This window comes from Mycobacterium sp. NGS17 (assembly GCF_059813205.1).
Genome location: NZ_JCALED010000005.1, coordinates 126,983 through 152,889 on the forward strand (window position 1 = coordinate 126,983; position 25,907 = coordinate 152,889).

Below are 25,907 nucleotides of genomic sequence, written 5' to 3' on the forward strand. Positions count from 1 at the left end.
ATGGGCGATGCCGAGCGTGTCCTTCCGTTGACGCGGGGCCAGATGGCCATCTGGCTTGCGCAGCAAACCAGTCACTTCGACGCCGAGTGGCAGCTGGGCGTGCTGGTGCGGATCGAGGGCAGCTTAGACCGTGCCCTTTTAGAGCGCGCTATTCGGCGAGTGGTGGGCGAGGCCGAAACACTCCGGGCGACATTCTTTCAGACGGACGGCGAAGTCTTCCAAAAGGTTATCGACTATCCGGATGTCGAGCTGGACTATTACAACCTGACCGGTTCGCACGATCCCGTGCATGAAGCCCGCGAGAAGGCATTGTCAATCCAACAGACACCCCTGCCGCTCACCGGGCCGCTGTTCAAATTCGCGTTGTTCCAAACCGGAACCGACGAGTACTACTGGCTCGGATGCTTTCATCACATAGTCATCGATGGATTGGGCATTTCGCTATTGGGTCGCCGGATCGCGGCCGTGTATTCCGCACTGGCATCTGGCACAAACGTTTCTCCTGCCTTCTTCGGAACGCTGCAGGAATTGGTTGGCGAAGAGCTGCGATACGAAGAGTCCGCTGACTATCTGGACGATCAAGCGTATTGGGCGCAGAACCTTCCCTCGGGCAGCGAGCCGGATTATCGATTGCCCCAAGCGACCTCCGAACGCAATTCCTATTTGCCTTCCGCCCCTGCGCAACTGGATTCGGCCGTCGCCGGGCAAATCAAGACGCTGTCAAAAGCGTTGGGCATCCGTCGATCGTCGGTCCTGACCGCGGCGTGTGCTCTACTGGTGCACGGGTTCGCCGCCAACGGTTCCGAAGAGGTGGTGCTCGACTTCCCCGTCAGCAGGCGCATCCGCCCTGAGTCGAAGCTGTTGCCGGGAATGGTGGCTGGGGTTGTACCGCTCGTTTTGAAGACGTCGCCGCGATCCTCGGTCGCCGACTTCTGTAAGCACGTCGATTCCCGGATCCGAGAAACGTTGCGCCATCAGCGGTTTCCGGTGCAGGTTCTGGACGGTGAAGGCAACTCTCGTGATCCACGGCAAGCGGCGAATCGTGTGGTCGTCAATCACATCCTGGGCAGGATCAATCTCAGCTTCGCTGATACGCCCGGAACCGCGGAATACACCACTTTTGGGCCGGTGGGTAATTTCGGTTTTTTCTTCCTCGGATTCGGTGATCAGCATCTGCTCAGCTCCCTTGGCACCGGGCGCCCATTCGCGGATTTTGATGTTGCGGACTTAGCAAACCGGTTGCAACGGATCGTGGCCGCGATGGCGGAATTGCCCACCCGGCGGCTCGTGTCGATAACCGCGTTAGCTGTCGCCGAGGAGCCCTGCCTGAATCGGTGGGGCAACGGTGCGCTGTTGACCGAGCCGGCTCCCGCGGCGGTCTCGGTTGTGCAGTTGTTCGGGGCGCAGGTGCTGCGGGCCCCGGAGGCGGTGGCGCTGGTGTGCGGTGAGCGCTCCTGGAGCTATCGGGAGTTGGATGAGGCCGCCAATCGGGTTGCGCACGTGCTGGCCGGGAACGGGGTCGGGCCGGGCGCGTGTGTGGCGCTGTTATTGCCGCGGTCGGCCGAGGCGATCGTGGCGATTTTGGCGGTGCTCAAGACCGGAGCCGCCTATCTGCCCATCGATCCCGCGGTGCCGGCGGCGCGGCTGGAGTTCATGCTCGGCGACGCGCAGCCGGCCGCGGCGCTGACCACCGCCCGGCTGGCCGAACGGCTGCAGGGGCAAGGCCTGCGGGCCATCGACGTGAACGACCCCTTTATTTTCGATCAGCCGTCGACGAGCCTGCCGGCGCCGGCGCCGGACGACGTGGCCCACATCATCTACACCTCGGGTACCACGGGGGCGCCCAAAGGGGTGGCCATCGCCCAGCACAACGTGGCTCAGCTGCTCGACTCCCTCACCGCGGGCCTGCCGCCGAAACAGGTATGGACGCAATGTCATTCGTACGCTTTCGACTTCTCGGTATGGGAGATCTGGGGCGCGCTGCTGCACGGGGGACGGCTGGTGGTGGTGCCCGAAGACGTGACGGGCTCGCCGGAGGACTTTCATGCCTTGCTGGTCGGTGAACACGTCAGCGTGTTGACTCAGACGCCCTCGGCGGTGGGGGTGCTCGCACCCGAAGGCTTGGAGTCGACGGCGTTGCTGGTGGGCGGTGAGCCGTGCCCGGCCGAGGTGGTGGATCGATGGGCGCCGGGACGGGTGCTGGTCAACGCCTACGGTCCGACCGAGACCACGGTGTATGCGGCGATGACTGCGCCACTCGCGGCGGGATCGGGGACACCGCCGATCGGGGCGGCGGTGTCGGGAGCCGCACTGTTCGTGCTGGACGGCTGGCTGCGCCCGGTGCCGGCGGGCGTGGTCGGTGAGTTGTACGTGGCCGGTCGAGGCGTGGCGTACGGGTATGTGCGACGGGCGGGGCTGACCGGATCGCGGTTTGTGGCGTGTCCGTTCGGCAAGCCGGGGATGCGGATGTATCGCACCGGCGATCTGGTGTCTTGGGGTCCCGATGGGCAGCTGCGGTATGTGGGGCGCGCCGATGAGCAGGTCAAGATTCGCGGATACCGCATCGAACTGGCCGAAGTTCAGGCGGCGCTCGCCGGGCTGGACGGAGTGCAGCAGGCCACGGTGCTCGCGCGCGAGGACCGCCCCGGCGACAAGCGCCTGGTGGGTTACGTCACGGGCGCTGTCGACCCGACAGCGATCCGCGCCGCGCTGACCGAGCGGCTGCCCGGCCACATGGTCCCCGCGGCGGTAGTGGCATTGCATGTATTGCCCCTGACGCCCAACGGCAAGCTCGACGCCCGCGCCCTTCCGGCACCGAAGTATCAGGACGCCGACCATTACCGCGCGCCGGGCAACGCCGTTGAGGAGATCCTGGCCGACATCTACGCCGAGGTACTGGGCCTCGAGCGCGTCGGCGTCGACGACTCGTTCTTCGAGCTGGGCGGCGACAGCATTCTGTCGATGCAGGTGGTGGCGCGAGCCCGTGCCGCGGGCCTACTGTGCCGCCCGCGCGACGTTTTCGTCGAGCAGACGGTGGCCCGGCTGGCCCTCGTGGCCGCGGTGACCGACCGCGAGTCCGGCCCGATCGATGAGGGCATCGGGCCGCTGGTAGCCACGCCGATCATGCGCTGGCTGCAGGACGTCGACGCCCCGGTAGAACAGTTCAACCAGACGGTCGTGGTGCTGGCGCCCGCCGGCGCGACCGAGGCGGATGTCGTCGTGCTGCTGCAGGCACTGCTGGATCGGCACCCCATGTTGCGCCTGCGGGTGGACGACGACGGCGCGGGGGGCTGGTCGTTGCAGGTGCCCGAAGCGGGTTCGGCAGATGCCGGCGCGTGTCTGTCGTCGGTGCCCGCGCTCTCCGATGAGGCGTTGAAAACGGCGCGCTCGCAATTGAATCCGGCGGCCGGCGTGATGCTCAGCGCGCTATGGGTCGGCTCCACCGGCCAGTTGGTGGTGATCATTCACCATCTGGCCGTCGACGGGGTTTCCTGGCGGATCTTGCTGGAGGACCTCAACATCGCCTGGGCTCAGCACCGCTCGGGGCAGCCCGTCGACGTGCCGGTGACGGGAACGTCCTTCGTCAGATGGGCGGCGCTGCTGGCCCACAAAGCGCGAAGCCCCGAGATCGCCGCGCTGGCCGACGCGTGGCGGCGGCCAGCAGCGCTCCCGGCGGCGCTGCCCGCCGTGCAACCCGAACGGGATACTTACGCCACGGCCGGGCAACTCTCGCTGGACCTGGATGTCGAGACGACCCGGATGCTGCTTGGCGAGGTGCCCGCGGCGTTTCACGCCGGGGTGCACGAAATCCTGTTGATCGCGTTCGCGTTGGCGGCGGCGGAGTTTGTGGGTACCGGCGGCGCGCCGATCGCCATCGACGTCGAGGGCCATGGGCGTCACGAGGAGTTCGGCGCGAACGTGGACTTGTCGCGCACGGTGGGGTGGTTCACCACCAAATACCCCGTGTCGTTGGGGGTCGGCGGCTTGCACTGGAGTCAGGTTCTCGCCGGCGAGGCGGCCTTGGGGGCGGTACTCAAGGATGCGAAGGAACAGCTGCGCGCCCTGCCGCACGGGCTGACCTACGGCCTGCTCCGCTACCTGAACCCCGACGTCGAGCTGGGCGGGTCGGATCCGGTGATCGGCTTCAACTACCTGGGCCGTTTTGGCGCCCCGGCGGGCGACCGCTCCGGTGACGGGTGGCGGTTCGGCCGGGAAGGCTGGTCGCTCACCGGTGCGGCCGGGGCGACTCCCATGCCGCTGGCGCACACCGTGGAACTCAACGCCGGCACCGTCGACGCCGACACCGGCCCGTATCTGCACGCCGATTGGACGTGGGCGCCCTCGGCCCTTGATCGCACGGCGGTTAACCGGTTGAGCCAGTTGTGGTTTGACGCACTGACCGGTATCTGCGCGCATGTGCGGGCCGGTGGGGGCGGCCTGACGCCGTCCGACATCGCACCGGCTCGCCTCAGCCAGCAGCAGATCGACGAGCTGTGCCGGCAAGAGCGGATCGCCGACGTGCTGCCCCTGACCCCCTTGCAACAGGGGCTGCTCTTTCACGCCAGCACGGCGCACGGCAGCGACGACGAAATGTATGCGCTGCAGCTTGATTTCACCCTCAGCGGCGCCCTTGACCCCGACCGGCTGCGCGACGCGGTGCACGTGGTGGTCAACCGGCATCCCCACTTGGTGGCGCGGTTTCGCACGCAGTTCGACGAGCCGGTGCAAGTCATCCCGGCCGATCCCGCGGCGCAGTGGCGGTTTGTCGATCTTCGTGCCGCCGGCGGCGACGTCATGTCAGATCATGCCGACGCGGATGAGTTGATCCACGACATATCCGCCGCCGAGCGCGACGCGGTCCGCGACCTCGCCGGCGGCCCCGTCTTCCGCGCCGCCCTGATTCGCACCGCAGAGCGCCGGCACCGGTTTGTGCTTACCTTTCACCACATCTTGGTGGATGGCTGGTCGCTGCCGATCTTGCTGCGGGAGATATTCGCCAGCTACTACGAGCAGCCGCTGTCCGCGACGGTCTCGTATCGCACCTTCCTCATCTGGCTGGCCGACCGCGACCTGGACGCCGCCCGCGCGGCCTGGCGTGATGCGTTGGAAGGCTTGGACATTCCCACGCTCGTCGGCCCTGCGGATCGGTTGGGACGGGGGCGGCGGGGCTTCGCATCGGCTAGCGTGCCCGAGCCGACCACGCAGGCGCTCACGGAGCTGGCGCGCTCCTGCCACGCCACCGTCAGCACGGTGCTGCAGGGCGCCTGGGCGCTGCTGCTCACCTCACTGACCGGTCAACACGACGTCGCGTTCGGCACCCCGCGCTCCCGGGCGGGCCAGTCCGAAGTGCCCGGCGCCGAGTCGATGGTCGGACTGTTGATCAACACGGTGCCGGTGCGGGTACGGATCACGGCGACGACCACCACCGCAGACCTGCTGGCCCAGCTGCAAAGAACCCACAACGATCTGCTCGAGCACCAGCACCTGGCGCTGATCGACATTCATCGCGTCACCGGTCATGAACAGCTTTTCGACACGCTCTTCGTGTACGAGAACTACCCGATCGACACCGTCGTGCCGTCGGACGCCGGTGGAGACGCGTTGGCCATCACCGAATTCACCAACCTCGAATACAACCACTACCCGTTGACCATGGAAGCCCTGCCGGGCCGCGAGATAGACCTGCGCGTCGAGTACGACACCGATATCTTCGACGCGGCCAGGATCGAGGCGCTCATCGAGCGGATGCAGCGGGTGTTGGCAGCGATGACCGCAGATCCCACCCGGCCGCTGTCGACGGTGGATCTGCTCGATCGCGGTGAGCGGGAACTGGTGTTGTCCCGGTGGTCCGGTGCTCAGGTGGTGGCGCCGGTCGGGGTGGCCCCGGAGTTGCTGGCGGCGGCGGTGAGCGCCGACCCGGACGCGGTCGCGGCGCTGGACGGCGGCCGGGCCGTCTCGTATCGCGAGCTCGATCAATGGTCGACGCGACTGGCACGGGTGTTGATCGAGTCCGGCGTCGGTCCGGAGCGCGCGGTGGGCGTGGCCATGGGCCGCTGCCTGGAACTGGTCGTGGCCTGGTGGGCGGTGGTCAAGGCCGGCGGTGTCTATGTGCCGGTGGATCGGGCCCATCCGGTTGAGCGGATCACCACGCTGTTGGACACGGTGTCCGCGGCATGCGTGTTGACCTGTGGCGGTGACACCGTACCCGGGTCAGGGGCGCGCCCGGTGCTGCGCGTCGACACCCTCGACCTGTCCGGGCCTAGCGCGGACCCGGTCACCGACGCTGATCGGCTGGCGGCGCTCGGGGCGGATGACACCGCCTTCGTGATCTTCACCTCTGGGTCCACCGGCGCCCCCAAGGGCGTGGCGGTCAGCCACGCCGGCCTGCTGGGTTGGGCTGCGGCGCAACGCAATCTATTCGGGTTGGACGCAGGCGCACGCGTGCTGATGGTGGCCACGCCGACCTTCGACGCGTCGGTGGGCGAGTTGCTTTTGGCCGCCGCGTCGAGGGCGACGCTGGTGGTAGCGCCGCCGCAGGTGTATGCCGGCGATGCCTTGACCAACCTGCTCCAGGAGCAGCGGGTCAACGCGGCGATCCTGACTCCGACGGTGTTGTGGTCGCTGGATCGCGACCGCCTGGGCGAGCTGGGCACGCTGGTCGCTGTCGGTGAGGCCTGCCCGCCGGAGGTGGTGTCCGCGTGGGCGCCGGGCCGGCAGATGTTCAACGGCTACGGTCCGAGCGAGACCACCATCTGGGTGACCTGCGCCCCTCTGTCGGCGGGGCAGCCGGTCACCATCGGGGCGCCGATCCCCGGGGTGCGTGCGCTGGTACTCAACGGCTTCCTGAATCCGACGCCCGTCGGTGTGCTAGGGGAGCTTTACCTGAGCGGCCCCGCGCTGGCGCACGGCTATGTGGGCCGGGTCGAGTTGACCGCGGAACGATTTGTGGCCAACCCCCACGGCGAACCCGGGTCGCGCCTGTACCGCACGGGTGACCTGGTGCGGTGGACGTCGGCCGGGACCCTGGAGTACGTCGGCCGCGCCGACGCCCAGATCAAATTGCGCGGGCAGCGCATCGAATTGGGTGAAATCGAGAACACCTTGCTGGCGTGCCCACAGGTGGCGCAGGCCGCCGCCACCGTGCACCACGGCGACACCGGCGACCACCTCGTCGCCTACATCACCCTCAAACACACCACCGCGCCGGACGGCGACGTCGAAATCGTCGAAGAGTGGCACCAGCTCTACGACGAGCTCTACGGCGCCGAGGCGGAGGTGCCGGACTTCGGCATGGACTTCCGGGGTTGGAACAGCAGCCTCACCGGTGACCCCATTCCGCTCGAAGAGATGGTCGAGTGGCGCTCGGCCACCGTGGACCGGATCAAGGCCCTGCGACCACAGCGGGTGTTGGAGATCGGCGTGGGTTCCGGGCTGTTGTTGTCACAGATCGCCCCGCACTGCGAAGAGTATGTCGCCACCGACATGTCGGCGGTTGTCATCGAGAATCTGGGCCGTTCGCTCGAGTCGTCGCAGATCTCGTGGCGCGATCGGGTGCGACTGCTGGCGCAGCCGGCACACGTCACCGAGACGCTGCCGCAGGGCCGCTTCGACACCGTCGTCGTCAACTCGGTCGTCCAGTACTTTCCCAACGCGGGGTACCTGACCGAGGTCATCGACAACGCCATCGAACTACTGGCCCCCGGCGGCGCGCTGTTCCTCGGCGATGTCCGCAACCACAGCCTGCAGGGCGCGTTCCAAACCGCCGTCGCGCTGGCCCGCGCCGACGCCGGCGACGCCGCCGAGGTCCGCCGGCGCGTCAAGCATGCCGTGCTCGGCGAACCCGAATTGCTCTTGGCGCCAGAGTATTTCACCACCTTGGCCGCCGACCACCCGTCGGTGGGTGGCCTCGAGATCCACGTCAAACGCGGCCTCGCCGACAACGAACTCAACCGGTACCGCTACGACGTCGTCATCCACAAAACCCCCGCATCGGTGCGCTCACTGGCCGCGGCGCCCAGCTGGCCGTGGACGGAATGCGGCGGCCTGGACGGGCTGCGGACGCGATTGCTCGCCGAGCGCCCCGCCGCGGTGCGCATTGCCGAGATTCCCCGCACCGGAGTGATCAGCGACGTCCGCATCGAGCGCGGCCTGGCGGCCGGGTTGCCGTTGGCCGACGCTCTCGCCCAGGGCATGCCCGATGCGGCCACCGCCGAACAGCTGCATCGTGTAGGCGAAGACACCGGATACCACGCGGCCGTCACGTGGGGGGCCCAACCCGGAACGCTGGATGCCGTTTTCGTCGTTCCCGTCGACGGTGAGCGCACCCCGGCGTTGACGGACCTCTATCTGCCTCGGGCGGCCCAGCGCGGCACCCACAACGAACCCCATACCAACACCAAGATCAGCGCGATCCGTCAGAGATTGAGCGCCTGGCTGCCCGAATACATGGTGCCGACGCACATCGTCGTGCTCGACGAGTTCCCGTTGACCTCCTCGGGAAAGCTCGACCGCAGGGCGCTTCCGGCACCCGAGTATCAGGATGCCGATCTTTACGACGCCCCGACCGGGATGGTCGAAGAGATTCTGGCCGGCATCTACGCCCAGGTCCTCGGGCTCGAGCGGGTGGGGGTCGCAGAGTCGTTCTTCGACCTGGGCGGCGATTCGCTGTCGGCCATGCGTTTGATCGCCGCGATCAACACCGGCCTGGGTGCCGATCTTTCGGTGCGCACCCTGTTCGAGGCGCCCACCGTCGGTCAATTGGCGCCTTACATCGGTGGGGATGCGCGTCGCTTGGAACCATTGGTGGCCGGGGAGCGGCCCGCGGTGGTCCCGTTGTCGTACGCGCAGAACCGGTTGTGGTTCATCGACCAGTTCCAGGGGCCCTCGCCCGTCTACAACATGACGATGGCATTGCGGCTGACCGGCTGGCTGGATGCCGACGCGCTGGGTGCCGCGCTGGCCGATGTGGTGGCCCGTCATGAAAGCCTGCGCACGGTGTTCGCGGCGACCGAGGGCACACCTCGGCAGATCGTGCTCGCCGCCGGGCAAGCGGACTTCGGGTGGGAGGTCGTCGACGCCGCGGGGTGGCCGGAAGGCCGACTGAGCGAGGCGATGCAAGCCGTCGCTCGGCACCCGTTCGACCTGGGGAACGAGATTCCGTTGCAGGCACGGTTGTTCCGAATCAGCGCTGAAGAACACGTGCTGGCGGCCGCCGTGCATCACATCGCCGCCGACGGCTGGTCGATCACCCCGCTGGTGCGGGATCTGGGTATGGCGTACGCCAGCCGATGTGCGGGACAGACCCCGGGCTGGCAGCCGTTGGCGGTGCAGTACGCCGACTACACGTTGTGGCAGCGTCACCAGCTCGGCGATGTCGACGACAGCGCAAGCCCCATCGCCGCGCAGTTGGCCTATTGGCAGGATGCGCTGGCGGGGATGCCGGAGCGGCTGGAGCTGCCCACCGACCGGCCCTATCCGATGGTTGCCGATCAGCGCGGTGCCCGGCTGAGCGTGGACTGGCCTGCCGAATTGCAGCGGCAGGTTCATCGGATGGCCCGCGAACACAGCGCCACCAGCTTCATGGTGGTCCAGGCCGCTTTCGCCGCGCTGTTGTCCAAGATCAGCGGCAGCACCGATGTGGCGGTGGGCTTCCCGATTGCCGGGCGCCGCGACCCCGCGCTCGATGAGCTGGTCGGCTTCTTCGTCAACACCTTGGTGCTGCGCGTCGATCTAACGGGGAACCCCACGGTCGCCGAGCTACTCGCGCAGGTACGCCGCCGCAGCCTGGCCGCCTACGAGCACCAGGACGTGCCGTTCGAGCTGCTGGTCGAGCGGCTCAACCCGACCCGCAGCCTGACCAATCACCCGTTGGTACAGGTGTTGTTGGGCTGGCAGAACTTCGACTGGCAGGACACTAATGCCGCCGGGCTGACCTTGGGCGATCTGGAAGCCACGCCCCTGCCGGTGGACACCCAGACCGCCCGCATGGACCTCACCTTCTCGTTGGCCGAACGTTGGGATGACGACGGCGCGCCCGCCGGGATCGGCGGGGTGGTGGAATTCCGCACCGATGTGTTCGATGCGGCCAGCGTCGAGGCGCTCGTCGAACGATTCCGGACGGTGTTGACGGCGATGACAGCCGATCCGGGGCGGTCGTTGTCGTCGGTCGATGTGGTCACCGAGGCCGAGCACGCCCGGTTCGATCGCTGGGGCAACCGGGCGGTGTTGAGCCGGCCGGGGCGCAAAGCGTCGATTCCGGCCTTGTTCGCCGCGCAGGCGGGGCGCACGCCCGACGCGGTGGCGCTGGTGTGCGGTGAGCAGTCGTGGACCTACCGGAAGCTAGACGAGGCCGGTAACCGGTTGGCGCACTTGCTGATTGACCGCGGTGTGGGCCCCGGACAGTCGGTGGTCCTGCTCTTTCCCCGCTCGGCCGAGGCGATCGTCGCGATTTTGGCGGTGCTCAAAACCGGGGCCGCGTATCTTCCGATCGACCCGGCGCTACCGAGCGCGCGCATCGAGTTCATGGTTGGCGACGCCGCCCCGGTCGCCGCGATCACCACCGCTGGTTTGGCCGAGCGCCTCGGCGGGTTCGGCCTGACCGTCATCGATGTCGATGACCCCACTGTCGGCGCTCAGCCCTTGACCGCGCCGCCGGCACCTCACCCCGATGAGACCGCCCACATCATCTACACCTCCGGCACCACCGGGATGCCCAAGGGGGTGGCGGTCGCTCAGCACAACGTCGCCCAGCTATTCGACGGTCTGGACCTCGGTGTGGATCTGGGGGCGCCGGGGCAGGTGTGGACACAGTTCCACTCCTATGCGTTCGACTTCTCGGTCTGGGAGATCTGGGGTGCGCTCCTCAACGGTGGACGCCTGGTGGTGGTGCCCGACGCGGTAGCGCGCTCCGCCGAAGAGTTCCACGCACTATTGGTCGGCGAGCAGGTCAGCGTCCTTACCCAGACGCCCTCGGCCGTCGCGATGCTGCCACCGGAGGGTTTGCCGTCGACGTCGTTGGTGATCGGTGCCGAGCCGTGCCCGCCCGAGCTGGTGGATCGGTGGGCACCGGGCCGGGTCATGGTCAACGTCTACGGTCCGACCGAGACGACGATGTGGTTGTCCAAGAGCACGCCCTTGCAGGCGGGGTCGGGGGCCCCTCCGATCGGCTCGCCGGTGGCGGGTGCGGCGTTTTTTGTGCTGGACGCGTGGTTGCGTCCGGTGGCCGGCGGGGTGGTCGGCGAGCTGTACTTGGCGGGCCGCGGCGTCGGATTCGGGTACTGGCGCCGGGCCGGCCTGACCGCGACGCGCTTTGTGGCATGCCCGTTCGGCGGCGTGGGAACACGCATGTACCGCACCGGTGATCTGGTGTGCTGGGGCGCCGATGGGCAGCTGCGGTACTTCGGGCGCGTCGACGAGCAGGTCAAGATCCGCGGGTATCGCATCGAACTCGGGGAAGTGCGTTCGGCTCTGGCCGCGCTGGACGGGGTGGAACAGGCGGCGGTGATCGCCCGCGAGGATCGCCCCGGCGACAAGCGCCTGGTGGGTTATGTCACGGGCAGCGCCGACCCGGCCGCGGCCCGCAGCGTCCTGGGCGAGCGGCTGCCAGCCTACATGGTGCCGGCGGCGGTGGTGAAGCTCGAGGCGCTGCCGATCACCCCCAACGGCAAACTCGACACCCGCGCCCTGCCGGCACCCGACTACGCCGCGGGCGGATATCGCGCCCCCGGTGACGCGGTCGAAGAGATCCTGGCCGGCATCTACGCGCAAGTCCTCGGATTCGAGCGCGTCGGCGTCGACGACTCGTTCTTCGACCTGGGCGGTGATTCGTTGTCCGCGATGCGGGTCATCGCCGCCGTCAACGCCAGCCTGGACGCCGGCCTTCCGGTGCGTACCTTGTTCGAGGCGCCCACGATCGCCCAGCTGGCACCGCGCATCGTCGGCGATGCCGGCAGGGTCGCGCCATTGGTCGCGGGTGCGCGGCCTGCGGTGGTCCCGCTGTCGTTCAGCCAGAGCCGCTTGTGGTTCCTCGACCAGTTCCAAGGGCCCTCACCGATGTACAACATCGCGGCAGCGCTGCGGCTGGACGGCGAGCTCGATGCCGCCGCGCTGGGGGTGGCGCTGGCCGACGTGGTGGCCCGCCACGAAAGCCTGCGCACGCTGTTCCCGGCGGTCGAGGGCGTGCCGCAACAGGTCGTCGTCCCCATCGAGCGGGCGGACTTCGGCTGGCAGGTCGTTGACGCCGGCGGATGGCCGGACGGCCAGCTGGCCGAGTCCATCGCGGCCGTGACGGGCCACCGGTTCGATCTCGGCGCCCAAATCCCCATGCGCGCATGCCTTTTCAGGGTCGCCGATGACGAACATGTGCTGGTCGCCGTCGTGCACCACATCGCCGCCGACGGCTGGTCGCTGACGCCGCTGGTGCGTGATCTGGGGGTGGCGTATGCCAGCCGGTGTGCGGGGCAGGCCCCCGGGTGGGCGCCGTTGGCGGTGCAGTATGCCGACTACACGCTGTGGCAACGCGAGCGGCTTGGGGCGCTGGACGACGGCGACAGCCGCATCGCCGCGCAGCTGGCTTACTGGCAGGATGCGCTGGCCGGCATGCCCGAGCGCCTGGAGCTGCCCACCGATCGGCCCTACCCGCCGGTGGCCGACCAGCGCGGCGCCAGTCTGGCGGTCCAGTGGCCGGCGGAGCTGCAGCGCCGGCTGGAAAGCGTGGCTCGCGAGCACAGCGCGACCAGTTTCATGCTGGTGCAAGCCGCTCTGGCGGTGCTGCTGTCCAAGATCAGCGCCAGCAGCGATGTGGCCGTGGGCTTCCCGATCGCGGGGCGGCCCGATCCCGCCCTGGATGAGCTGGTGGGCTTCTTCGTCAACACCTTGGTTCTTCGGGTCGATCTGGCCGGTGACCCCAGCTTTGCCGACCTGCTGTCACAGATCCGGCGGCGCAGCCTCACCGCGTACGAGCATCAAGACGTGCCCTTCGAGGTGCTGGTGGAGCGGCTCAACCCCACCCGGAGCATGACCCATCACCCACTGATCCAGGTGATGTTGGCCTGGCAGAACCTGCCCGGTGTCAGCGCTGACCCCGCCGCCGGGCTGACCTTGGACACGCTGCGTGTCACACCCCTGCCGGTGAACAGCCAAACCGCCCGGATGGACCTGGAGTTCTCGCTGGCCGAACGCTGGACCGAGGGCGGTGAGCCCGCCGGAATCGGCGGAACGGTGGAGTTTCGGACCGATGTCTTCGATGCGGACAGCATCGTCGCGTTGGTCGGGCGGTTCGAGCGCGTGCTGATGGCGATGACCGACGACCCGACGCTGCGGCTGTCGTCGGTGGGTCTGCTCGACGAGCGCGAGCGCGCGTGGCTTGATGAGCGCGCCAACCGTGCGGTGCTGGCCCAGCCGCCGGCCGGGGCGGCCTCGATCCCGGCCCTGTTCGAGGCGCAGGCGATGCGCGCGCCGGACGCGGTGGCGATCAGTTGCGGTGAGGCGACGTGGAGCTACCGCGCGCTCGATGTAGCCGCTAACCGGTTGGCGCAGTTGCTCATTGGTCACGGTGTTGGCCCCGGCGGGTATGTGGCCCTGCTGGTGGAGCGATCGGCCGAGGCGGTCGTGGCGATGTTGGCGATCCTCAAGGCGGGAGCTGCTTACCTGCCGATCGACCCGGCGTTGCCGGCCACGCGGATCGGATTCATGCTCGGCGATGCCCAGCCGGTGGCAGCCATCACCACGGCAGAGCTGCGGTCACTGCTGGACGGCCATGGCCTGTCGGTCATCGACCTGCACGACGCCGCCGCCGACGAACAACCCAGCACCGCCCTGCCCGTGCCGGGGGCCGAGGACATCGCGTATCTGATTTACACCTCGGGCACCACCGGGGTGCCCAAGGGAGTGGCGGTCACCCACCGCGGCGTGACCGAGCTGTTGGGGTCGTTGGACGCGGGCCTGCCGCCGGCGGGGGTGTGGGCGCACAGTCACTCGCTGGCATTCGACGTTTCGGTGTGGGAGATCTTCGGCGCGCTGTTGCGCGGTGGGCGACTGGTGGTGCTGCCCGAGTCGGTGGCACGCGCACCGGAAGCGTTGCACGAGGTCCTGGTGCGCGAGCGGGTCAGCGTGTTGACCGAGACGCCATCGGCGGTGTCGGTGTTGTCGCCTTCGGGCTTGGAGTCGGTGGCCTTGGTGATGGCCGGTGAGGCCTGCCCGCCCGAGGTGGTCCAGCGGTGGGCGCCGGGGCGGGTGATGGTGAACGCCTACGGACCGACCGAGACCACGATGTGTGTGGCGATCAGTGCGCCGCTGACGCCCGGGACCGGCGCGGTGCCGATCGGTTCGCCAGTGCCGGGCGCGGCGCTGTTCGTGTTGGACGGCTGGTTGCGTCCGGTGCCACCCGGGGTGGTTGGGGAGCTGTATGCGGCCGGCGCCGGGGTGGGCGCCGGCTACCTGGGTCGCTCGGGTTTGACGGCCGCGCGGTTTGTGGCGTGCCCGTTCGGCGGCCGGGGAACACGCATGTACCGCACCGGCGATCTGGTGTGCTGGGGTGCCGACGGGCAGTTGCGGTATATCGGCCGTGCCGACGAACAGGTCAAGATCCGCGGGTATCGCATCGAGGTCGGTGAGGTCCAAGCGGCGCTGGCCGCACTCGACGGGGTGCAGCAGGCCGTCGTCGTCGCCCGCGAGGACCGCCCGGGCAACAAACGACTGGTGGGTTACGTCACCGGCACTGCCGAGCCGGCCCGGGCCCGCGCCGCACTGGCCGAGCGGCTGCCCGCCTACATGGTGCCCGCGGTGGTCATCGCCCTGGAGGCGCTGCCCCTGACACCCAACGGCAAGCTCGACGTCCGCGCCCTGCCGGCTCCGGAGTACAGCGTCGGTCAGTATCGCGCCCCGGAAAGCCCCACCCAGGAGATCCTCGCCGGCATCTACGCCCAAGTCCTCGAACTCGAGCACGTCAGCATCGACGACTCCTTCTTCGACCTGGGCGGGGATTCGCTGTCCGCGATGCGAGTCGTCGCCGCGATCAACGCAACCCTGGACGCCGGGCTCGGGGTCCGCACCTTGTTTGAAGCGCCGACCGTGGCCCAGTTATCGGCCCGTATCGGCACTGACGGGGGCGGGCTGGAGCCGCTGGTCGCGGTTGAACGGCCCGCGCTGTTGCCCTTGTCGTTTGCCCAAAACCGGATGTGGTTCCTCGATCAGCTGCAGGGCCCGTCACCGATCTACAACATGGCAGCGGCGTTACGGCTGAGCGGGCGGTTAGACCCCGGGGTATTGGGTGCGGCGCTGGTCGATGTCGTCGGTCGCCACGAGAGCCTGCGCACGCTGTTCCCGGCGCCGGAGGGAATTCCACACCAACTGGTGATCGCGCCCGAACGGGCGGAAATCGGATGGCACGTCGTCGACGCGAGCGCCTGGCCGGCCGGCCGGCTGGAAGAGGCCATCAGCGAGACAGCGCTACAGCCGTTCGACTTGGCCAGCGACATTCCCTTCCGGGCGCGGTTGTTCCGGGTCGCCCCGGATGAGCACCTGATGGTGATCGTGGTGCATCACATCGCCGCCGACGGCTGGTCGATGACCCCCCTGACGCGCGACCTGGGTCTGGCCTACGCCAGCCGGTGTGCCGGACAGCCTCCGGGCTGGGCGCCGCTGCCCGCCCAGTACGTCGACTACACGCTGTGGCAGCGAGCCCAGTTCGGCGACCTCGAGGACACCGACAGCCGTATCGCGGCGCAACTGGCCTATTGGGAGGATGCGCTGGCCGGGATGCCCGAGCGCCTTCAGCTGCCTACCGACCGGCCGTATCCGCTGGTCGCTGATCAGCGCGGTGCCAACGTGATCGTGGACTGGCCAGTCGAGCTGCAGCAACGGGTGCGCCGACTGGCCGGGGAGCACAACACGACCAGCTTCATGGTGGTTCAGGCCGCGCTTGCGGTGTTGCTCTCCAAAATCAGCGGGAGCCCCGACGTGGCGGTCGGGTTCGCGGCCGCCGGGCGTACCGATCCCGCCCTGGACGACTTGGTCGGCTTTTTCATCAACACCTTGATCCTGCGAGTGCAGCTCGGCGGGGATCCCACCGCCGCCGAGGTATTGGCCCAGGTTCGCGCACGCAGCTTGGAGGCGTTCGAGAATCAGCACGTGCCTTTTGAGGCGCTGGTCGAGCGGCTCAACCCGAACCGGAACCTGAGCCATCATCCGCTGGTCCAGGTGGCGTTGGCCTGGCAGAACCTGCCCGGCTACGAAACTGCCGCCGACGGATTGGCCTTGGGCGATCTGCAGGTGACGCCGTTGCCGGTGGAAACCCACGCCGCCCGCATGGACCTGACCTTCTCGTTGGCCGAGCGCTTCGGCGAGGACGGGACGCCCGCCGGGATCGGCGGTGCGGTGGAATTTCGCACCGACGTCTTCGACGCTGACACCATCGAGTCGCTGGTGCGCCGGCTGGAGCGGGTGCTTGCGGCGATCACCGACGATCCCACGCGGCCGATGTCATCGATCGACCTGCTCGATGACTCGGAGCGCGGCTGGCTTGACGAGATGGGTAACGGGGTTGCGCTGACCCGACCGGCGACCGCGCCGGTGTCGATGCCCGCGTTGATTGCCGCGCAGGTGGCCCGAACTCCGGATGCCGTCGCGCTGGTATCCGGCAGCTTGTCGCTGACCTACCGGGAACTCGACGAGGCGGCCAATCGGTTGGCGCACGTGCTGGTGGGTCACGGCGCGCGCCCGGGTGAATGCGTGACGCTGCTGTTTTCCCGTTCCGCCGAGGCGATCGTGGCGATGGTGGCCGTGCTCAAGACGGGAGCGGCGTATCTGCCCATCGACCCGGCGGCGCCGGCGGCGCGGATCGAGTTCACGCTCGCCGACGCCCGCCCGATCGCCGCGGTCACCACCGCGGATCGGGTCGGGCGGCTAGCAGGCCATGGGTTAGCGGTCATCGACATCGACGACCCCGCTGTGGCTTCCCAGCCGAGCACCGGGCTGCCGATGCCGGACCCGGAGGATATCGCGTACCTCATCTATACCTCTGGCACCACCGGTGTGCCCAAGGGAGTCGCGGTCAGCCAGGCCAGCATGGCCCAGATGATGTCGTCGCTGGCTGTCTACACCCCGGCCGAGCAGGCATTCGCGCAATGTCACTCCTATGCCTTCGACTTCTCGCTGTGGGAGATCTGGGTTCCGTTGCTGGGCGGCGGACGAGTAGTGATCGTGCCGGAGTCGGTGGCCGGCTCGCCGGAAGATCTGCACGCTTTGCTGATCGCCGAGCAGGTCCGCGTGCTCGCCCAGACCCCGTCGGCGGTGGCCATGCTGTCACCCGATGGTTTGGAGTCGACGGCGTTGCTGGTGGCCGGTGAGGCTTGTCCGGCCGAGGTGGTGGATCGGTGGGCGGCGGCCGGGCGGGTGATGCTCAACGGCTACGGCCCCACCGAAACGACGATGTGCGCCTCGGTCAGCGCTCCGTTGGTCGCGGGGTCGGGTGCGCCGTCGATCGGGTCGCCGGTGCCGGGGGCGGCGTTGTTCGTGCTCGATGGGTGGTTGCGTCGGGTGCCCGCGGGTGTGGTGGGTGAGTTGTATGTCGCCGGCGATGGGATCGCGGTGGGTTACCTGCGTCGGCCCGGGTTGTCCGCGTCGCGGTTTGTGGCGTGTCCGTTCGGTGGCGTTGGCGCGCGGATGTATCGGACCGGGGATCTGGTGCGGTGGCGCGCCGACGGGCAGTTGGATTATCTGGGTCGTGCCGATGAGCAGGTCAAGATCCGCGGGTATCGCATCGAATTGGGCGAGATCCAGACGGCGTTGATGGGTGTGGACGGTGTGGACCAGGCGGCGGTGATCGCGCGCGAGGACCGCCCCGGCGACAAGCGCCTGGTCGGCTATGTCACCGGCGCCACGGATCCCACCCGGATACGAACCGTGCTGGCCCAGCGGCTGCCGGCCTTCATGGTGCCGGCCGCCGTGGTGGTGGTCGACGCGCTGCCGCGGACGGCCAACGGCAAGCTTGACGCTCGGGCGTTGCCGGCGCCGGACTACGCCGATCAGGAGCGTTATCGGGCGCCGGGTGATGCGGTCGAGGAGGTCCTGGCCGGCATTTATGCGGAGGTGCTGGGGCTGGAGCGGGTCGGGGTTGATGATTCGTTCTTCGAGCTCGGTGGCGACAGCATTTCGTCGATGCAGGTGGTGGCGCGGGCGCGGGCGGCGGGGCTGGTGTGCAAGCCGCGTGACATTTTCGTCGAGCAGACGGTGGCCCGGTTGGCGCGCGTCGCCGGGGTGGCCCAGGCCGAGGGCTTGGTGGATGAGGGCGTCGGGCCGGTGGTGGCTACGCCGATCATGCGTTGGCTGGCCGAGGTCGCTGGTCCGGTGGATCAGTTCAATCAGACGGTGGTGGTGCAGGCTCCGGCAGGGGCGACCGAGGCGGACGTGGTGGTGGTGGTGCAGGCGCTGCTGGATCGGCACGCCGTGCTGCGGTTGCGCGTCGAAGACGATGGCGCCCGGGCCTGGTCGATGCGGGTGCCCGAGGCCGGTTCGGTGGACGCCGCTTCGTGCCTGCAACGGGTGGAGGTGCTCTCCGAGGAGGCGCTCGTCGCGGCCCGCGCGCGGCTGAACCCCGCCGCCGGTGTCATGTTGAGCGCGCTGTGGGTGGGCTCCAGCAGCCAGCTGGTGTTGATCGTTCACCACCTGGCCGTCGACGGGGTCTCGTGGCGGATTTTGCTCGAGGACCTCAACATCGCCTGGGCGCAGCATCGCGGCGGACAACCGATAGACCTGCCGGTGACCGGCACGTCGTTCGCCCGCTGGGCGGCGCTGCTGGCCGAACAAGCCCGCAGCCCAGCAGTGATGGACCAGGCCGATGCCTGGCGACGTGTGGCGGCTCCCCCGGCCGTGTTGCCGGCCGTTCAGCCGGCGGTGGATACCTTTGCCACGGCGGGGCACCTGTCCATGTCGTTGGATGTCCAGACCACCCGAATGCTGCTCGGCGAGGTGCCGTCGGCGTTTCACGCGGGGGCGCAGGACATTTTGTTGATCGCCTTCGCGTTGGCGGTGGCAGAGTTCGCGGGTACCGGTGCGGCGCCGATCGGTATCGATGTCGAGGGCCACGGGCGCAATGAGGACCTGGCGCCGGACGTGGACTTGTCGCGCACGGTGGGCTGGTTCACCGCCAAATATCCGGTGGCGTTGACCGTCGGTGAGCTGCGCTGGGCTCAGGTGACTGCCGGCGAGGCGGTGTTGGGTGCCGTGCTCAAGGACGCCAAAGAGCAGCTTCGCGGGCTCCCGGATTCCCTGACCTACGGTTTGCTGCGCTACCTGAATCGCGACGCGGACCTGGCCGGACCCGACCCGGTGATCGGCTTCAACTATCTCGGGCGCCTGGGCGCGTCGGGCGGCGACGCCGCGGCGAACGGCGACATGTGGTGGCCCAGTCGGGAAGGCTCGTCGAGGACGGGCGCCGTCGCGGCCATCCCCATGCCGCTGCTGCACACCGTGGAGCTCAACGCCGGCACGGTCGACACCGACACCGGACCGCAACTGCACGCCGATTGGATGTGGGCGCCTTCGGCGCTCGATCAGGACCAGGTCAACCGGCTGAGCCAGCTGTGGTGCGACGCCCTGGCCGGTATCTGCGCGCACGTGCAGCGCGGTGGCGGCGGGTTGACGCCGTCGGACATTGCCCCGGCCCGGCTGAGCCAACCGCAAATCGACCAGCTTCAGCGGGAGCATCAGATCGCCGACGTGCTGCCTCTGACCCCGGTGCAGCAGGGGTTGCTGTTCCACGCCAGCACGGTCCGGGGGAGCGACGACGACCTGTATGCGGTACAGCTGAATATCGCCGTCACCGGTGCCCTTGATTCCGGCCGTCTACGCGACGCGGTACACACCGTGGTCAATCGGCATCCGCATCTGGCGGCCCGGTTCTGCCCGCAATTCGATGAGCCGGTGCAGATCATCCCCGCCGATCCGGTGGTGCCTTGGCGGTACGCAGACCTCGCCGGCGATGGCCTCGACGCCGACGTGGATGAGCTGGTCGACCAGCTATGCGCGGCCGAGCGCGCCGCGGTGGGCGACCTGGCCGATCCGCCGGCATTCCGAGCGGCGTTGCTCCGCATCGGGGCAGACCGGCACCGCTTTGTGCTGACCAATCACCACATCGTGGTCGACGGCTGGTCATTGCCGATCCTCCTGGCGGAGATATTCGCCAGCTATTACGGTCAGCCGCTGGCCCCGGCGGGGTCGTATCGCCGGTTCGTGACCTGGCTGGCCGAGCGAGATCTGGATGCCGCCCACGCCGCGTGGCGCCAGGTGCTGGACGGCTTCGACAGCCCCGCTCTGGTCAGCTCGGGACGCAGGTTGGCGCTCGGCACCCGTGCCGTCGAATCGTTCCTGCTGCCCGCCGAGACCATGCGGGCCATGAGCGAGCTGGCCCGCTCCTGCCAGACCACCGCAAACACGGTGCTGCAAGGCGCCTTCGCCCAGCTGCTGTGCTGGCTGACCGGCCAGCACGACGTGGCATTCGGTACCACCGTGTCGGGCAGGCCGGCCGATGTCGCCGGGGCGGAGTCGATGGTCGGGCTGATGATCAACACGGTGCCGGTCCGGGCGCGTCTGACACCCACCACCACCGCCACCGAGCTGCTGGAGCAACTGCAGAACACCAACAACCACACGCTCGAGCACCAGCACCTCGCGCTCAGCGAGATCCACCGCATCACCGGGCACGAGCAGCTGTTCGACACCCTGTTCGTGTACGAGAACTACCCGATGGACGCCGCCGCCCTGGCGGGCGATGACGAGCTGGTGGTCACCGAGTTCACCAGCCACGAGTCCACTCACTACCCGCTCTCCATCGTGGCCTTGCCGGGCAGTGAACTGCGCCTTCGAGTCGAATTCGACACCGCCGTGTTCGACGGCGCCGCCATCGGCGCGCTGGTCGAGCGGTTGCAGCAGGTGCTGGCGGTCATGGCCGCCGACCCGGCGCGGCCGCTGTCTTCCATCGATCTGCTGGACGAGCGTGAGCATGCCCGCCTGCAGCAGTTCGGCAACCGGGCGGTGCTGGCGCAACCTGCTCCCGCGGCGGCGTCGGTTCCGGAGTTGTTCGGGGCGCAGGTGCTGCGGGCCCCGGAGGCGGTGGCGCTGGTGTGTGGCGACCGCTCCTGGAGTTACCGCGAGCTGGATGAGGCCGCCAATCGGCTGGCGCATTTGTTGGCCGGAAATGGGGTTGGCCCGGGCGCGTGTGTGGCGCTGTTGCTCCCGCGGTCGGCCGAGGCGATCGTGGCGATCTTGGCGGTGCTCAAGACCGGGGCCGCCTACCTGCCCATTGATCCCGCCGTGCCGGCGGCGCGGTTGGAGTTCATGCTCGGCGATGCTCGGCCGGTCGCCGCGGTGACCACCGCGCAGTTGCATGCGCGGCTGGACGGGTTCGGCGGACTGGCGGTCATCGATATCGATGATCCGGCGGCGGCGACCCAACCGAGCACAGGGTTGGCGGCGCCGGCCGCTGACGACGTGGCGCACATCATCTACACGTCGGGCACGACGGGCACACCCAAGGGAGTGGCGGTCACCCAGCAGAACGTGACTCAACTGTTCGCCGGTCTGGACATCGGGGTGGAGTTGGGGCCGGACCAGGTGTGGACGCAGTTCCATTCCTATGCGTTCGACTTCTCGGTGTGGGAGATCTGGGGCGCCCTGCTGCACGGGGGGCGGCTGGTGGTGGTGCCCGACTCGGTGGCGCGCGCGCCGGAAGACTTCCACGCCCTGCTGGTGGCGCAGCGGGTCACCCTGTTGACCCAGACCCCGTCGGCGGTGGGGGTGCTTTCGCCGGAGGGACTGGAGTCGACGGCCTTGGTGATCGGGGCCGAGCCCTGCCCGCCGGAGTTGGTCGACCGGTGGGCGCCGGGGCGGGTGATGGTCAATGTCTACGGCCCCACCGAGACCACGATGTGGGCCGCGAAGAGTGTGCCGTTGGTGGCGGGGTCGGGGGCACCGCCCATCGGGTCGCCGGTACCTGGGGCGGCGTTTGCGGTGCTGGACGGGTGGTTGCGTCCGGCGCCGGTGGGGGTGGTCGGCGAGTTGTATGTGGCCGGCCGCGGAGTCGGCGTGGGGTACTGGCGTCGGGCCGGGTTGAGCGCGTCGCGGTTCGTGGCGTGCCCGTTCGGAGCGCCGGGCGCACGGATGTACCGCACCGGCGATTTGGTGCGCTGGCGTGCCGACGGACAGCTGGACTACCTGGGTCGTGCCGACGAGCAGGTCAAGATCCGCGGGTACCGCATCGAACTTGGCGAAATCCAAACGGCGCTCACGAGTTTGGATGGAGTGACGCAGGCGGCGGTGATCGCCCGTGAGGACCGCCCGGGGGAGAAGCGTCTGGTGGGATATGTCACCGGCACCGTCGACACGGGCGAGGCGCGCGCCGCGCTGACCGAACGGCTCCCGGGCTACATGGTGCCCGCGGCGGTGGTGGCGCTCGAGGCACTGCCGTTGACACCCAACGGCAAGCTCGACACTCGCGCCCTGCCGGCTCCGGAGTACCAGGACACGGATCGATATCGCGCCCCGGCCAACCCGACCGAAGAAATCCTTGCCGGTGCTTACGCCGAAGTGCTCGGTATTGAACGCGTCGGGGTCGACGACTCCTTCTTCGACCTGGGTGGGGATTCGCTGTCGGCCATGCGCCTGATCGCGGCGATCAACACCAGCCTCGAGGCGAATCTCCCGGTGCGGGCCTTGTTCGAGGCACCCACGGTGGCCCAGTTGGCCCCTCGCATCGGGACCGAAAGCGGCGGCCTGCGGCCCCTGGTGCCCGGTGAGCGGCCCCCGGTGGTGCCGTTGTCGTTTGCGCAGAACCGGTTGTGGTTCCTGGACCAATTGCAGGGCCCGTCACCGGTTTACAACATGGCGATGGCGTTGCGGCTGCGCGGGCGCCTGGACGCCGAGGCGTTTGGTGCGGCGCTGTCCGATGTGGTTGCCCGCCACGAAAGCCTGCGCACGCTGTTCTCGGCGCCCGACGGGATACCGCAGCAGGTCGTGGCATCCGCCGAGCAAGCGGACATCGGCTGGCAGGTTGTCGAGGCCGGCGCATGGTCGCAGGAGCAGTTGGGTGTGGCGATCGGCGCCGTGGCGCAGTACACGTTCGATCTGGCCTCCGAAATCCCATTGCGCGCAAGGCTTTTCACCGTCAGCGACGATGAGCACGTGCTGGTCGCGGTGGTGCACCACATCGCCGCCGACGGCTGGTCGTTGCGGCCGCTGGTACGTGATCTGGGCGTGGCCTATGCCAGCCGGCGCGCGGGGCGGGCCCCCGACTGGGCCGACTTGCCGGTGCAGTATGTCGACTACACACTGTGGCAGCGCGAAATCCTCGGCGATCTGGAAGACAGCCACAGCCGCATCGCCGCCCAGCTGGCCTATTGGGAGGATGCGCTGGCCGGGATGCCGGAGCGCTTGCAGCTGCCTACCGATCGGCCGTATCCGCAGGTTGCCGATCAGCGGGGCGCCAGGGTGGCGGTGGAGTGGCCGGCCGAGTTGCAGCGGCAGGTCACCCGCGTGGCGAGGGAACACAACGCCACGAGTTTCATGGTCGTTCAGGCCGCCCTTGCCGCGTTGCTTTCCCAAATCAGCGCCAGCCCCGATGTGGCGGTTGGGTTCCCGATCGCTGGACGCCGCGACGCCGCGCTCGACGAACTGGTGGGCTTCTTCGTCAACACGTTGGTGCTGCGTGTCGACGTGGCCGGTGATCCCAGCTTCGCCGAGCTGCTCGGGCAGGTGCGACGGCGCAGCCTCGCCGCATACGAGCACCAGGACGTGCCCTTCGAGGTGTTGGTGGACCGGCTCAACCCGACCCGAAGCCTCGCCCATCACCCGCTGGTCCAGGTCATGCTGGCTTGGCAGAACCTGCCCGGATCCGGCAGTGCCGCCGACGATTTGGCCTTCGGTGATCTGCAGGTGACGCCGTTGCCGGTGGACACCCGGGCCGCCCGCATGGATCTGACCTTCTCGTTGGCCGAGCGCTTCGGCGAGGACGGGGCGCCCGCCGGGATCGACGGCGCGGTGGAATACCGCACCGACGTGTTCGACGCGGACAGCATCCACACCCTGATCGTGCGGTTCCGCCGCGTGTTGATGGCCGTGACCGCCGACCCGGCGCGGCGGCTGTCGGCGGCGGAGTTGCTCGACGACGCGGAGCACGCGCGGCTCGACGACATGGGCAACCGGGCGGTGCTGACCCGGCGGGTGGCTGCGCCGGTGTCGATTCCGGCGTTGTTCGGCGCGCAGGTGGCCCGCACCCCGGAGGCTGTGGCGCTCAGCTGCGGTCAGCGGTCGTGGACCTACCGGGAACTCGACGAAGCCGCTAACCGGTTGGCGCACCTGCTGGCCGGCAACGGTGTCGGCCCGGGTCGGTGTGTGGCGCTGCTGTTCTCCCGGTCGGCCGAGGCGATCGTGGCCATCTTGGCGGTGCTCAAAACCGGGGCGGCGTATCTGCCGATCGATCCCACGCTGCCGACGGCGCGCATCGCGTTCATGCTCGGCGACGCCGCGCCGGCGGCCGCGATCACCACCGACGAGCACTCGGGACAGCTACAAGGCCATGGCGTGCTGGTCATCGATGTGAGCGACCCGACCATCGAGGGCCGACCCAGCACGGCGCTGCCCGCGCCGGAGGCCGACGAGATCGCGTACCTCATCTATACGTCCGGGACCACCGGCGTGCCCAAGGGAGTCGCGGTCACCCACCGCAACGTCGCCCAGCTGATGGAGCCGTTGGATGCCGGCCTGCCGTCCGGGGCGGTATGGGCGCAGTGGCACTCCTACGTGTTCGACGTCTCGGTCTCGGAGATCTTCGGCGCGTTGTTGCATGGTGGGCGCCTGGTGGTGGTGCCCGAGACGGTGGCCCGCTCACCGGAGGACCTCCATGACATGCTGCGGGCCGAGCGCGTCGACGTGCTGAGTCAGACCCCTTCCGCGGTGGCGATGTTGTCGCCGCAGGGGCTGGACTCGATGGCGTTGGTCGTCGCCGGTGAAGCGTGTTCCGCCGAGGTGGTGGATCGGTGGGCGCCCGGCCGGGTGATGATCAACGCCTACGGTCCCACCGAAGCCACCGTGTATGCGGCGATCAGCGCTCCGTTGGTCGCGGGGTCGGGTGCGCCGTCGATCGGGTCGCCGGTGCCGGGGGCGGCGTTGTTCGTGCTCGATGGGTGGTTGCGTCGGGTGCCCGCGGGTGTGGTGGGTGAGTTGTATGTCGCCGGCGATGGCGTCGCGGTGGGTTATCTGCGCCGGCCGGGCTTGACCGGGTCGCGGTTTGTGGCGTGTCCGTTCGGTGGCGTTGGTGCGCGGATGTATCGGACCGGGGATTTGGTGCGGTGGCGCGCCGACGGGCAGTTGGATTATCTGGGTCGTGCCGATGAGCAGGTCAAGATCCGCGGGTATCGCATCGAATTGGGCGAGATCCAGACGGCGTTGATGGGTGTGGACGGTGTGGACCAGGCGGCGGTGATCGCGCGCGAGGACCGCCCCGGCGACAAGCGCCTGGTCGGCTATGTCACCGGGACGGTCGACCCGGCCAGCGCGCGCGCCGCGGTGGCAGACCGGCTACCGGGCTACATGGTCCCGGCCGCGGTGGTGGTGGTCGACGCGCTGCCATTGACCGTCAACGGCAAGCTCGATGCTCGGGCGTTGCCGGCGCCGGACTATGCCGATCAGGAGCGTTATCGGGCGCCGGGTGATGCGGTCGAGGAGGTCCTGGCCGGCATTTATGCGGAGGTGCTGGGGCTGGAGCGGGTCGGGGTTGATGATTCGTTCTTCGAGCTCGGTGGCGACAGCATCTTGTCGATGCAGGTGGTGGCGCGGGCGCGGGCGGCGGGGCTGGTGTGCAAGCCGCGTGACATTTTCGTCGAGCAGACGGTGGCCCGGTTGGCGCGCGTAGCTGG

1 protein-coding gene (cut by a window edge) is annotated in these 25,907 nt (G+C 68.7%); it reads left to right on the forward strand.

Translation table 11 applies throughout. The features are described 5' to 3' along the window. Positions 1-25,907, forward strand: partial view of a non-ribosomal peptide synthase/polyketide synthase gene (locus AC5Y7E_RS13085; RefSeq protein WP_499949318.1) — the 5' portion only. It continues 5,293 nt past the right edge of the window; only the first 25,907 of its 31,200 coding nucleotides appear in the window; it begins with the start codon at positions 1-3; its stop codon lies beyond the right edge, outside the window.